A 13,705-nucleotide genomic window follows, 5' to 3' on the forward strand; every position below is an offset into this window, starting at 1 on the left:
ACTTTCTCTCATCTGTCACAGAAAGAGAAATATCAATCAGTAATCACCAACGCAAAGCCCCTAGCCAGCGATGAAGGGAAGGCGGATGGAAGTGTTTTTTTATTTGGTGTACAAATTAAAAAATACTTTCGCAGCCTAAAGCTACGGCAGACAGTCGCTGCTAGGCGGGCTTTTACCCCCTCACAGCAGCAACAAGAAACACCATGGCCAGCAACCCCTCGCCAGCCATGATGCTTCCCTCTCACTTACTCCACGTGATACAACAACGCGCCTTTTTGCACAAACTCTATGGCTTTTTCTTCCATACCTTTTTGCAAAGCCGCTTCGTCCTCTACCCCTTTCTGAGCCGCATACTCTCGTACATCTTGGGTAATTTTCATGCTGCAGAAGTGCGGACCACACATGGAGCAGAAATGCGCCACTTTCATAGAATCCTTAGGCAAGGTTTCATCGTGGAATTCACGTGCTGTGTCAGGGTCCAAACCTAGGTTGAACTGGTCTTCCCAACGGAATTCAAAACGCGCTTTAGACAAGGCATTGTCACGTACCGCCGCACCGGGGTGGCCTTTTGCTAAGTCAGCCGAGTGCGCCGCAATTTTGTAGGTAATGATGCCGTCTTTCACGTCTTTTTTATTGGGTAGACCCAAGTGTTCTTTGGGGGTTACGTAACACAGCATGGCCGTGCCGTACCACGCAATCAACGCGGCACCAATGCCTGAGGTGATGTGGTCATAACCTGGTGCAATGTCGGTTGCCAATGGCCCCAAGGTGTAGAAAGGCGCTTCTTTGCAGTGCTCAAGCTGCAAGTCCATGTTCTCTTTGATCTTCTGCATGGGCACGTGACCAGGGCCTTCAATAATCACCTGTACGTCGTGCTTCCACGCGATTTGCGTCAGTTCGCCCAAGGTTTTAAGCTCAGCAAACTGGGCTTCATCGTTAGCATCGTAGGTGGAACCTGGGCGCAAGCCATCGCCTAGCGAGAAGCTCACGTCGTAGGCTTTCATGATTTCACAGATGTCTTCGAAGTGTTCGTAGATGAAGCTTTCACGGTGATGCGCCAAGCACCATTTCGCCATGATGGAACCACCGCGCGACACGATACCCGTCATGCGGTTTGCCGTCATGGGCACGAAGGGTAAACGTACACCAGCATGGATGGTGAAGTAGTCCACACCTTGCTCGGCCTGTTCGATCAAAGTGTCGCGGAAGATTTCCCATGTCAGGTCTTCGGCTTTACCATTCACTTTTTCCAGCGCTTGGTAAATAGGCACCGTACCAATAGGCACAGGCGAGTTACGAATAATCCATTCACGCGTTTCGTGTATGTGCTTGCCTGTGGACAAATCCATCACCGTATCGCCACCCCAACGTATGGCCCAGGTCATTTTCTCTACTTCCTCAGAGATCCCTGAACTCACTGCCGAGTTACCAATATTGGCGTTAATTTTCACCAAAAAGTTACGCCCAATAATCATGGGTTCGCATTCTGGGTGGTTAATGTTGGCAGGGATAATGGCTCTACCGCGTGCAATTTCATCGCGCACAAATTCAGGCGTAATGATGGACGGTATAGACGCACCAAAGCTCTCGCCGGGGTGCTGGAAGGTCATACGTTGAGCCAGCTTTTCACCCTCTGGGCCACTGTTACGCAAGGACTCCAAGTACTCTTCACGGCGCAGATTCTCGCGTATGGCTACGAACTCCATTTCTGGCGTGATAATGCCACGACGCGCATAGTGCATTTGTGTGACATTCGCGCCCGCTTTGGCTTTGCGAGGTTGGCGTGTCAGGTTAAAGCGCATGTCTGCCAAGCTAGGGTCAGCCTGACGTTGACGGCCATAATCACTGCTTACGCCGGGCAATACTTCAGTATCGCCACGCTCTTCGATCCATGCGTGACGCACAGATGGCAAGCCGTCGCGCAAATCAATGCGTACGTCGGGATCAGTGTAGGGGCCACTGGTGTCGTAAATGGTCAGCGGTGGGTTTTTATCGCCACCAAGCATGGTGGGTGTGTCGGCCTGCGTGATTTCTCTAAAAGGCACACGAATGTCTGGGCGTGACCCTACTTGATAGATTTTGCGTGAACACGGTAATGGCTGGATAGCGGCTTCGTCTACTGTTGCCGTGTTAGCCAAGAATGGGGAAGTGGTTTTCATTGAAGCTCCGTAAGTAAAAAACCGGAGCCGAGTGGAGGAGTTCTGCCTACGTCAGGCATCGGAAGGCACGAAACCGTGCACACTGAGGCCCAACATGCTGCATATAACTACAGCAGAACGCGCTTCCAGCGTCGGCATTATCCGTACTGGTGCGAAGGGACTCTCTCAACCCAATAAAGCTAAAAAAGCTCATTGAGTACCCCTGCGTCTGTTGGCGAGTATAGCAACAGCTTTTGTGCAATGACCAGAGCAGTTTGCTACCACCTAGTACAAACCCTGATATTTTGCCTTTGTAGCGATCATGTAAGTATTTGGCTTTTTTCTGCCTGCATTTGCCCCCAAAAAAACGCCTGCAAACAAAGCCTGCAGGCGTTCTTTTACTTTCTTACGGCACCTTCAGAAAAGGCCGGTAACTTGACACATTATGCAACCAAGTAACCACCATCCACAGGCAAGATCACACCTGTCATGAAGGCTGCTGCATCAGAGCACAAAAAGGCTACCGCTTTAGCTACATCTTCCGGAGTACCCCATCTATTCAACGGAGTACGACCCAAAATAGCCGAAGATCGAACAGGATCATTTTGCAAATCTTGCGTCAAAGGTGTAGCAATCCAACCTGGTGCTACCGCATTCACACGAATACCATCTGCTGCATAAGCAATAGCCAATGATTTAGTCAGTTGGGCCACGCCACCTTTACTGGCAGCATAAGCGGGCACCAAACCACCGCCAAAAAAGCTCAACATAGAGGCCATGTTCACAATAGAACCTTTGGTGTCGCGCAACTTAGCACGTGCATCGCTGCTGATGCGCATGGTGCCTGTCAGGTTCACATCCAATACTTGCTCGAACACATCCAGTTGGTGCTCGGCTTGGCGTTTGATAATGCCGGCGCAGTTCACTACATGGTGCAGAGGCTCATCGTTATCGAACAACGCGTGTACAGACGCTTCATCGCTCACGTTGACCAGCTTTACTTGAATATCGGGATGCAACACGTTTTCGGTACTGCCCAAACCCGCCGCCGTTACCGTCGCACCCAAACTGTGCAGGTAGTTCGCAATACCTGCACCAATACCCTGTGTAGCACCAGTCACCAAGATATGCTGCCCTTGGAAGAGCTGTTCTTTGAAACTCATAATTACTATTTCTCGTAAAGTCGTTTTAGTGAGTGGCAGCGCCAGACGTGGCTGGTTTTCTAAAGATCAACTTGCGCAAAACGCCACCAAAGATCAGGAAGAACCAGATCAACAACGTGATCCCACCCAGCCACATGGCCAACGGGCGGTCATAGAACATGGACAGATCACCTTCAGCTTTGATCAAGGACTTCATCAAGTTTTCTTCGATCAGCGGGCCCAAGATCAATGCCAAAATCAGCGGCGCAGTGGGGAAGTCGTTTTCTTCTAAGAAATACGCCACCAGCCCCATCACCAGCATGATGCCCACATCAAAAATGGAGTTGTTTGCCGAGTACGCGCCCACAATACAGAACATCAAAATAATGGGGTACAAGATGCTGCTAGGCACGGACAACACGCGACCCGCACTACGAATAGCCAGCCAACCCAGAGGAATCATCAACAAACTGGCGACGATAAAGGTGATGTAAACGGAGTACACCAGTGGCGCTTCGGTGATGAACACCATAGGGCCGGGGGTGATGCCTTTCATCAGCAATACGCCGATCACAATGGCTGTGACTGTGTCGCCCGGAATACCAAACACCAACGCAGGCACATACGTACCGGTTAAGGAGGTATTGTTCGCCGATGCTGCAGCGATCAAACCTTCAGGGTGGCCAGTGCCAAATTTTTCGGGTGTTTTAGAGAAGCGCTTGGAAATAGCATAGGCCACCCAGGCAGCGATATCCGCGCCCGCACCGGGCAAAATACCCACAATGGTCCCCACTGCCGTACCACCTGCCGCTTGCCCTTTGTACTTGTACAGTAGCTTGCCTGTGCCTTTGAACACCTGATCAGTCTTCAATGGCTTAGGCGCTTCTTGGGCAAAACGCATGCTGGGCAATTTACGCAGCAACTCTGTCACTGCAAAAATACCGATCATGGTAGGTAGCACAGAAATACCCGCACTAAGCTCAATGCTATCAAAGGTTAGGCGAGGCATACCCACTACCGCATCAATACCGATGGTGGACAGCAACAAACCCAAACCCAAGGAGATACAGCCTTTCAACGGCTGCCCTTGAGACACCAACACCGCACTGGACAAGCCCAGCAGTGCCAACCAGAAGTATTCGTAGCTGGTGAAATTCAGCGATACGCGAGCCAACGATGGTGCGAATTGCGAGATCACCATAATGGCCAGAATGCCCCCAATAGAGGAACACAATAGCATCACGCCCAGCACCTGTCCGGGGCGGCCTTTCTGCCCCATCAAGTAGGCATCATTGGTGTATGCTGCTGACGCCGGTGTACCGGGAATACGCAACAAAGCAGAGGGAATATCCCCTGCAAACAAGGTCATCACAGTGGCGGACACAATGGCCGCAATCGCCTGTATAGGACCCATAAAAAATGTGACCGGCACCAACAATGCCGTTGCCATGGTGGCCGTTAAACCGGGGATGGCCCCCATGAATAAACCAAAAATGGCCGAGCCCACAATCGTCAAAAAGACGTGCAGGCTGAATACCTGATCTAAAGCTTCAAGAAATGCAGACACAATTATTCCTTTGTAGTGATATCAGAACGGCATGGTTGGCAAAGGAACCTGCAAGACTTCGGCAAACACCAGCCACATCACTACCGTGGTACTGAGTGCGACGAGTGCCGCCATTTTCCAACGCTGTGTTAGCCAGCCAATCATGGCAAACACAATCACAAAACACAGTGGTGCAAAGCCCAACCACGACTCAAACACCATGTACACCACGATGGCTGCTGGCACACTCATGGCATACAGAAAAGCCACCAGCCGTGGCTGGCGTACTTTTTTAGCCTGCCCTTTAGTGGCCAGGTATTGGCGCAGACCTGAATACATCAGCCCCACACTACCCAGCAGCAGACCGCATGCGATCACTGATGGAAACGTGCCAAGCCCATACGGCAACCCTGATAATTTGGGCAATGTCTGTGCATACATCAGTAGCAACACACTGCCTACCGCCAAAATCAGTCCAGTTAATGCATCATTGATTCGCATGCTACGTTCCTAAGTATTACTGCTGTACCAACTCTAGATCTGCAATCAGCTGACCACTCACTTCGTCGGATTGCTGCATGAATACACCGAACTCTTCAGGGTTGCTCCATTTCACACCGAAACCAGCACGGTTCATGGCTTCCAGAAACTCGGGGGATTGCGCCACTTTTTCTGCGGCGGCAGCAATAGCTTGTACTGCTTCATCCGGCATACCTTTAGGGCCTACCAGACCACGCCATGTACCAGCTGCCAATGGGCGACCAGTGGCTTCACCTATAGTTGGGATATCGGCAAAAGATGGCAAACGCTCGTCAGCCATCACTGCCAATGTGCGCACCAAACCCGCATCACGCATGGTTTTACCTTCAGGCAACGCAGACGCTACGATCTGCACACCACCTGCTGCCAACTCTTGGAAACCGGGTGCGGCACCTTGGCTAGGCACTACAGTTACTTTCTTAGGATCGATATCGGCTTGTTTCAATGCTTGTGCCAACGCCAAGTGGTAGGCGGCACCAGCAGGAATACCAGACAATTTGTATTTGCCTACTTGCTCGGAACGGATGGCTTCAAACGCCGCATCCATGTTGTCCCATTCGCTATCTACGTTGACGCTAAATGCCGCCGCATCAAAGTTCATTTGCGAGATAGGCTGCACATCGCTGTACGCCAGTGGGGACGTTTTCATCCAGCGGTACGTCACCAGTTCAGCCGTTGCCAAACCTATGGTGTAGCCGTCAGATTTCGCATTGCTAATGGCTGTGTGGCCAATTACACCACCAGCGCCTGGGCGGTTAATCACGTTGATGGGCTTACCCAACTCACGTTCCAAACCTGCCGCAACCAAACGTGCAACGGTATCGGTGCCGCCGCCTGCTGACCACGGCACAATCATTTGAATAGGACGCTCTGGATACGCTGCTAGCGCTGGACTAGCCGCTAAGCTGCTCAAAACAGTCAAAGAGAAAGCGGCAAAAATTTTGTGCTTACGCATACTTATGTCTCGCATTTGTGGGGTAGTTATTGTTGGAAAAACGATGCGGGCTGATTAGTAGGTAGCCCGACCTCCGGACAGATCAAACACTGCACCGGTACTGAACGAACACGCCGACGAACACAACCACGCTGTCAATTCAGCGACTTCGTCTACGGTTCCTAAACGTTGCATGGGGCTTTTATTGATCATGGTCTGCACGTGTTCGGCAGACATTTGCGCCAACAAGGTAGTGTTCACGGCAGCAGGGGCAATCGCATTCACCAGTACGTTGCTGGTGGCCAGCTCTTTACCCAGTGATTTGGTCAACGCCAACACACCGGCTTTGGCGGCACTGTAGGCAGACGCATTAGGCGTGCCTTCTTTACCGGCTAGCGACGCGATATTCACGATACGGCCAGACTGCTGTTGCAGCAGGTACGGCACAATTGCTCTACAGGTGTTAAACACCCCTACCAGATTGATATCGATGATCTTTTGCCAGATATCTGCTGGGTACTCCCACAAGGTGGTAGTTGGGCCCGCATAACCAGCATTGTTCACCAGCATATCGATGCGTCCGGCATCGGCATGCAGGCGTGCAGCGGCTTGCTGCAACGCTTCTGCATTACTGATGTCAACGCGATAGTGCAAAGGCAGGGACTCATCCGCTTCCAAATCCCAGATGGAAACGGTGGCGCCTGCGCTGGCCAATTTGTCAGCGATAGCCTTGCCTATGCCAGCCCGGCCACCGGTAACGATGGCAACTTGGCCGCTAAAATCGTATTGAACGGAATTTTTCATGATCAACGAATGAATTGATCTACGAAATCTTCACCCAAACCTACTTCGATATAGTGCTTGCGGCACATATCGATTTTGGTAAATACGTCTTCAAAGCCTACGCCGTTGCCCCATGGGTCGGTGTAGTACATCAAACCATTCACCGTGAAGTAGGTGATCATTTCTTCTACGTCTTCGGGCACGTACAAGGTGTGTGTTTCACCGGGCGGCTCGTATACGTAGCTGCCTTCTGTGGCTTCCCAATCGTGCTCTAGGTAGCGCCAGCGACCTTTCAACACAAAGCCGTGTACCGCTTGTGGGTGACGGTGACGGCTCAACACGCCGGATTTACGCACGCGCAGCAAGTTAGTCCAGTAGCCCTGGCTGGCGTTCAAACAGAGCGGACGGAACCACACGTTTTCTGCCTGAGGGACCCAAACGCGCTCGTCTTCAGGAATAGCGTGAGGAACCACGATTTCTGGCGAAGCTTCTTTAGGGTTGGGGTATTGGTAAGGCGTCAGCTCACCGAACTCTTTTGTATCTGTAGTCATATTCATGTCCATATTGTGGGCAATTAGTCCATATAGTGGATAGAATTTTATTGACTACCTCTCCCTATCAACTATTAGGGATAACCCTAAAATATTGAAACCTGAAGCTTTTTTGCAGGATTTGCACTACAAAGCGTCGCTGGGTAGACCCAAAAAAAATTAGCGCAGGTTCATCACCTGCGCCGATTTCCCCAGGAAAGATAACGGCACAATGCCGCCTAGCATTACCAGATATGTGCGCTATCCGCCAAAGCAGGACTTTGCGCAATACGTTGAGAGATTTTTTTGCAAGTTTCTAATAGCGGTTTCACATAGGCCTGTATAGGGTCTTCGGCCTGACGGAAGCGCAATGTGCTAACACTGATGGCGGCAACGGGCTGCTGTTTAGCACCTAAGATCACGGCACCGAAACAGTAAATACCAGCTTCGTTTTCTTCGTCGTCTACCGACCAACCACGCTGCTCTACGATGTTGACCTGTTCGGCCAATTGCGTAGGATTAATCACGGTATTTTCGGTATAGCGCTCGTAAGACAAGCTGTTGATCAGCGCTTGACGCTCGGGTTCACCCAACGCCGCCAGATAGGCTTTACCCACCGACGATGAATGCATAGAAACGCTGGAACCTATGTAGGACGCCATACGCACCGCACTGGTGCTTTCCAGTTTCTCTATGTACACCATACGATCACCACTGGGCACAGCCAAGTGCACTGTCTCATTGGTTTGATCGCGCAGTGCTTGCAAGGCCTGCACCGAGACCAGTCGTAATTCTGATCGGTCCCAGCTACGGCTTGCCAACTGCACCAGACGTGGCCCCAACTGATAGGCCTCGCCATTCAGTGACTCCACCAACAAGCCTTCAGATACCAAACCGCCCACGCTACGGTACACCGTAGAGCGCGGGTATCCGCTCAACTGCGTCAGTTGCGGGATGGTTAAAGGCTCGGCACTATCTGCAACCAGTTGCAGCAGATGGATAAATTTGGAAAAAGCAGCGGTTCCCGTCGCTTTGGTCGTACCGGAGTGAGGCTGAGTCATATATCACTGTAAACCAATGTATGAGCCGACCTGCTGGTCATGGCCAGAGGTCGGCTTACGATGTCTCTTTGCTGGTTAAGGTACTAAAACCCCAACCACATTGGTACGTAGTATATAACGCCAGTGCAAGAGACTGCAGTGCTCTTTTATTCGCTTACGACTTCGCTGCTTGCTGGTACTCACACTGCAGGTTGTCCACAGGCTTGGCCACCACACGGTCATACAACCCTGCCGCTTGGTCTACCACGGCCTGCACATCTTGCTCTAACAGCACACGTTCTTGCACCTGTTCACGAGCCACTTTCTCTACCTGCTGAACATAGGCATCACGCGATTCGTAGCGCTGCGCCAATTGCTCGGCCGACCAGGGTAAGAACGACCCATACAACCGTGCCAAGGCATCTGGTGCGCCAGCGTCTGCATTACGCAAATTCCAGCCCAAATACGCGCCTACTGGTACCGCGACTTGAGGGGTTTGCAAACCCGCCAACTCATTACCTTCTGCATTCACCTGAGGCACCAACGTATTGTAGGCTTTGCCGAAAACAGGGGGTTGCACATCCGAAATACCTTGGGCATCGAAACGCTTACCCAATTGCAAACGTGGTGGCTGCAAATAACGAGTAGGTTGTCGCAAACTTTCAGGTACGTCGGTTAACGCCACCTTATAATCCACCAACGACACTAAAGTACCATCTTTAATGCTAGGAATCTTAGAGGCTGGCGGCGCTTTATCGTCTACCACCCACTCATCTAAGGCCACCAACAGTGCACGCAGTTGTGGACGATAGTCGGTAGGCAACAAGCAGTTCTCGTAAATGCCGCGAGCTGGAGGCGTAGCAATCACGTGTTGAGCCCCGCTCAGCAAGTAGGCTCTGGCGTGATCATCTAACGGCAGGTCGGTTTTGCCTTCGGTATCTGTGTGCAGCAACGATGCGGCACGCGCCCAGTAATCGGTAGAGCTAGCGGTGTACACCAGCTTAGGCACTGCCCCTACTTTCTTGGCCTCATCCAATACACTGGCCTCTTTACCCGATACCTCATCACGCTGTGTGACCGTAGCAAATGGGAAGTAGTCAGTAGGGTAAATGGATTCTTCGTGTGGGCTGAAATGGCGAGTCGTTTGTGCAAAACGGTGGTTAAAACTACCTTTACCGCCACCGGCTACGTGCAAGAAACCACCATCAAAGGTAGGACGCTGTTTCTCGTCCACATGTAAACCGTCTAGCAGCATGGTTTGTAGCACACGACCAGACTGCGAAATACCAAAGGCCAGTACGTGTTCAGGCAACGTGCCTTGCTGGTCTAGTAAGGGGTTAGTCTGGCCCGCTTTGTCTTGCTCTTCGTAACGGAAGAAAGACAACGCATCGCGCACCGCAGCCAAGCCTAAGCCAGTGACTACAGGGTCTTGTGCGGTATAACGCAGTTCATAAATGCGACCCGGTTCGAAACCTGCGGGTAAGTACACGCTGGTGTCGTCAGCCACCACTTTGCCATCGTCCAGTTTCGCCAAGCTCCATTGGTCACGCGGGATGACCGTGCGCTCACCTTCAGGTGTATCGCGTACCGTCAGTTCAGCTTTTTCCTGAGCACCCGGTGCGAACGGGTAACCTCTGGCCAAAATCCCCAAATGTGATGAGGCTTTGGTAGGGGCATTCACTACGATTTCGTTGACGACCACGCCCTGAATGGCATCGCCATTGGCTTCACGGGCGATAGGCAAAGTCAGTTGTTGACGCTGACCACCTTCTACTACGTCCCAGTTCCAACCCGTCCACAACAAGCTATAACCTTGGTTGAGCAGCCAGTTATCGCCTTGGGCTTCGGCGCTATTCAAGTCATTACTGAACGCACCGTTCTGGAACAGGTTAAACAACCAGTAGTTGCCTCGGTTATTCACTTCGTACAGCAATTTACCGTTAGCCGCTTTGCCATCCACGGGGCGAATCAGCGTGAAATCACCGCTGAACTCCACCAAACCCTGTGCATTACGTGGGGCCAGTTTTACATCCACAATAGGGGCATTGGCTGCATCTTCAGGGTCTACGGCATAGTGCAAACGGCCTTCTATGCGTTCAAATTTGTTGTCGCCCTGCTGTGTCGCAAAGGGTGTGCGCGATACGATCTCTACACGCTCTACCGCCGCTTGTGCCAGCATAGGCATGCTCAACGCCCCCGCTACGGCTAACGAACGAGCCAAGACAGTGGGTGAGAAGAACGAAGCAGCTTTTTTGGCTGGTGCCTGATACAAGGGGAAAGACGTGTGATTCAACATGAGCCTACAACTTTTAAAAAGTAACAATATTCAACGTACTGCTAGTATCTCCCTCACCGCATATAACCATCAAAGCTCATTTGTTAATTTTCATATAACAAAAAGCTATTATTTATACCTCGCTTTATTCGTTATCCTTACCCTGTGCACCGCACTGCGGTCGCCTTCTACGCTTCAGCCATTCCGGCACTTTTCCCATACTTTTTCTCTACTAGGTCTGTGACCACGCATTGCCGTGCTCGTTTCCTGCGCCTAGGAGTTGTAGACACGGCTATACCTTCCCTTTATTTTGGAGTTTTTATGCAGAGATTCGTAGTGATTTCTGGCTGTTCTGGTGGTGGAAAATCCACCCTACTCACTGCCTTGCAGCAGCATGGCTATGGCGTTGTTGCTGAACCAGGTTTACGGGTGATTCAACAGGCACAAGAAAGTGGCAGCTGTGCTCTTCCGTGGTGTGACATGGACTTATTTGTAGAGCACATCATCGCCTTAGCAACCACTGATCTCGCTGCGGCAAAGGGCTCACACGATGGCATTGTCTTTTTTGATAGAGGATTAATTGATGCACTAGCTGCCAAACAACGACTACATCCGGAATCACAAAGCCTAGACGATTCCCAACTGTCACATTGCTATGATCGCTGCGTATTTCTGACCCCACCGTGGCCAGAAATTTACGAGAAAAATGACGATAGACAGCACAGCATAGAAGCCGCCACGGCAGAGTATGAGCACTTGCTACAGGTGTATGCACAACTGGGTTATCACATACACCTGCTGCCAAAAACCAGCGTGCAGAAACGCGTGGATTTTGTGTTGCACCACCTAGCGCTTACGGCGTAGGCATAGTGCCTGTACTTAGTTATAACTGCTTAATAGCAGCACCCCTACGATTAGCACACCACAGCCTACCAAGCGCCACACGCCTACCGCTTCACGCAACACCACCATACCGAGCAATGCCCCTACCATCATGGACATTTCTCTGGCTGGAGCAACAAAGCTCACCTCAGCCCCCATCTGCAACGCTAGCAGCACCAAGATGTACGACAGTGGTGACAGCATCCCCACCGCGATGGCCAAGGCCCACTTACCACGCATACGTTCGCGCACCTTATGGCGGGCTTTCCACTGCCATGGCGTCATGAGTAACAAGCGTGCCGAGTTCGAGAACCAATCTAGTACCACAGGGTGTATGAGTAGTGCTTTCACACCAAACGCATCCACCAAGGTGTAGCTGGCAATAATGACACCCGTTAACCCGCCCCACTGCACACCCCGGTGTGCGCCAGGCTCTTTAAAGCTCGCCAGATTGCCTTGCGTAGAGATCAAGGCGATCCCTACTACTACCGCAATCAGGCCCGCCACCCCATACAGCGATGGCTGCTCACCCAGCAGCATGAACGCCCCTATAGACGACATCAGCGGCGCACTACCCCGTGCAACGGGATACACCACCGAGAAGTCTGCTACCTGATACCCACGCTGCAAGCAGAGGTTGTAGATCAGGTGCAAGAAACCGCTCAGGGCAACACACAGTAGAGCTTCCCACCCCCAGAAGCTCTCACCATGAAACAGTAGCCACATCGTCCATGGCAAATACACCACCATCGCCACGAAGGTGAACACAAACACAAACGTAGGCCCGACATCTGCCGCACGTTTGGCCAATAAGTTCCATGTTGCATGAATCAGCGCAGCCGACACCACCAACACCAACGGCAACCACATAGCGCCCATGTGAATCGTCCTTAAACAGACAAGGTGGTGAACTTACTGACCCAGTAATTTACAAAACTGATGTATATCTACGTTGCCACCGCTCAGCACTATACCGACGCGTTTGCCGCGCAATTGCTCTTTCATATTGCTGGCTGCAGCAAAGCCTAAACACCCTGTAGGTTCTACCACCAGCTTCATGCGCTGCGCCATAAAGCGCATGCACTCCACCAGTTCGGCCTCAGTCGCCGTCAAAACCCCAGTAACGTCGCGCTGAATAATGGCAAAGGTCAGTTTGCCCAAGGCTTGGGTTTGTGCGCCGTCTGCAATGGTTTTAGGGGTAGGAATAGAGACGATCTTGCCTTGTTCAAACGACTGCTGGCCATCATTGCCCGCCTCAGGCTCTACACCATACAGCGCACAGTTAGGTGATAGTGCTCGCGTGGATAACGCCGTACCCGATAGCAAACCACCGCCCCCCAATGGGGTAAATAGCGCATCCAGCTCGCCTACTTCTTCAAACAGTTCCTTAGCGGCTGTACCTTGGCCAGTGATTACATCAGGGTGATCAAAAGGCGGGATCATGGTGTAGCCATAACGCTCTACCAAGTCACGACCAATCTGCTCGCGGTCTTCGGAATAGCGGTCGTAACGAATAATCTTGCCGCCATACCCTTCTGTCGCATTGGCCTTAGCTTCTGGCGCATCGTGCGGCATGATGATGGTGGCAGGTATATCCAAAATGCGCGCCGACAAGGCAATTGCCTGCGCATGGTTGCCTGACGAAAACGTCACTACTCCCGCCTTACGTTGCTCGGGGCTGAACTTCGCCAACGCATTAAACGCGCCCCTAAACTTAAAGGCGCCCATGCGCTGCAGGTTTTCACATTTAAAAAAGACCTCTGCCCCCCATAGTTCATTCAGGGTTCTGGAGGTCATCACCGGTGTGCGGTGCGCGTATCCGGTTAAACGCTGGGCGGCAGCTTGAACATCATCAAAAGTGGGTAAAGAAAGAGTAGTCATAGCGCCGCCTAATA

The 13,705-nt window shown here is 51.7% G+C and carries 12 protein-coding genes; 1 reads left to right on the forward strand and 11 read right to left on the reverse strand.

From position 1 onward, the window contains the following. Positions 1-245 precede the first annotated feature (245 nt). The 9 genes from thiC to ACLPHM_RS10165 all read right to left on the reverse strand — a co-directional run bounded on the left by thiC (position 246) and on the right by ACLPHM_RS10165 (position 10,949). Positions 246-2,159 carry a phosphomethylpyrimidine synthase ThiC gene (gene thiC / locus ACLPHM_RS10125; RefSeq protein ID WP_430221115.1) on the reverse strand — a complete coding sequence of 638 codons (1,914 nt, stop codon included), beginning with the start codon at positions 2,157-2,159 and terminating at the stop codon, positions 246-248. Between the two features lie 422 nt (positions 2,160-2,581). Further along, positions 2,582-3,301 (reverse strand): SDR family NAD(P)-dependent oxidoreductase, encoded by a 720-nt coding sequence (locus ACLPHM_RS10130; RefSeq protein ID WP_430221116.1) that lies wholly within the window; start codon positions 3,299-3,301, stop codon positions 2,582-2,584. 25 nt (positions 3,302-3,326) lie between these two features. After that, positions 3,327-4,847, reverse strand: a complete 1,521-nt coding sequence (locus ACLPHM_RS10135; protein ID WP_430221117.1) for a tripartite tricarboxylate transporter permease — start codon at positions 4,845-4,847, stop codon at positions 3,327-3,329. A gap of 21 nt (positions 4,848-4,868) precedes the next feature. Next, a complete protein-coding gene (locus ACLPHM_RS10140) occupies positions 4,869-5,327 on the reverse strand; it encodes a tripartite tricarboxylate transporter TctB family protein (protein WP_430221118.1) in 459 nt (152 codons plus the stop codon). A gap of 16 nt (positions 5,328-5,343) precedes the next feature. Beyond that, positions 5,344-6,321 carry a tripartite tricarboxylate transporter substrate binding protein gene (locus ACLPHM_RS10145; RefSeq protein WP_430221119.1) on the reverse strand — a complete coding sequence of 326 codons (978 nt, stop codon included), beginning with the start codon at positions 6,319-6,321 and terminating at the stop codon, positions 5,344-5,346. Positions 6,322-6,375: 54 nt separating this feature from the next. Continuing rightward, positions 6,376-7,107, reverse strand: a complete 732-nt coding sequence (locus ACLPHM_RS10150) for an SDR family NAD(P)-dependent oxidoreductase (RefSeq protein WP_430221390.1) — start codon at positions 7,105-7,107, stop codon at positions 6,376-6,378. After that, complete coding sequence (locus ACLPHM_RS10155) at positions 7,107-7,634, reverse strand: 2,4'-dihydroxyacetophenone dioxygenase family protein (protein WP_430221120.1); 528 nt, start codon at positions 7,632-7,634, stop codon at positions 7,107-7,109. The genes ACLPHM_RS10150 and ACLPHM_RS10155 overlap by 1 nt, the downstream gene beginning before the upstream one ends. Positions 7,635-7,858: 224 nt before the next feature. Then, positions 7,859-8,674, reverse strand: a complete 816-nt coding sequence (locus tag ACLPHM_RS10160; RefSeq protein WP_430221121.1) for an IclR family transcriptional regulator — start codon at positions 8,672-8,674, stop codon at positions 7,859-7,861. Positions 8,675-8,828: 154 nt separating this feature from the next. Continuing rightward, positions 8,829-10,949 (reverse strand): alpha/beta hydrolase domain-containing protein, encoded by a 2,121-nt coding sequence (locus ACLPHM_RS10165; RefSeq protein ID WP_430221122.1) that lies wholly within the window; start codon positions 10,947-10,949, stop codon positions 8,829-8,831. A 300-nt stretch (positions 10,950-11,249) separates the two neighbouring features. Between ACLPHM_RS10165 and ACLPHM_RS10170 the strand changes: the two genes are divergently transcribed. Further along, entirely contained in the window at positions 11,250-11,792 is a 543-nt protein-coding gene (locus ACLPHM_RS10170; RefSeq protein ID WP_430221123.1) for an AAA family ATPase, read from the forward strand. A gap of 15 nt (positions 11,793-11,807) precedes the next feature. Here the strand turns inward: ACLPHM_RS10170 and ACLPHM_RS10175 are convergent, their stop codons facing one another. Continuing rightward, the gene (locus ACLPHM_RS10175) at positions 11,808-12,689 is read right to left on the reverse strand and encodes an EamA family transporter (RefSeq protein WP_430221124.1); all 882 of its coding nucleotides are present in this window, start codon (positions 12,687-12,689) and stop codon (positions 11,808-11,810) included. A gap of 33 nt (positions 12,690-12,722) precedes the next feature. After that, positions 12,723-13,691, reverse strand: a complete 969-nt coding sequence (locus ACLPHM_RS10180) for a threo-3-hydroxy-L-aspartate ammonia-lyase (protein ID WP_430221125.1) — start codon at positions 13,689-13,691, stop codon at positions 12,723-12,725. Positions 13,692-13,705: the final 14 nt, after the last annotated feature.

It is taken from the genome of Paenalcaligenes sp. Me131 (assembly GCF_050487225.1).
Classification (GTDB): domain Bacteria; phylum Pseudomonadota; class Gammaproteobacteria; order Burkholderiales; family Burkholderiaceae_B; genus Paenalcaligenes.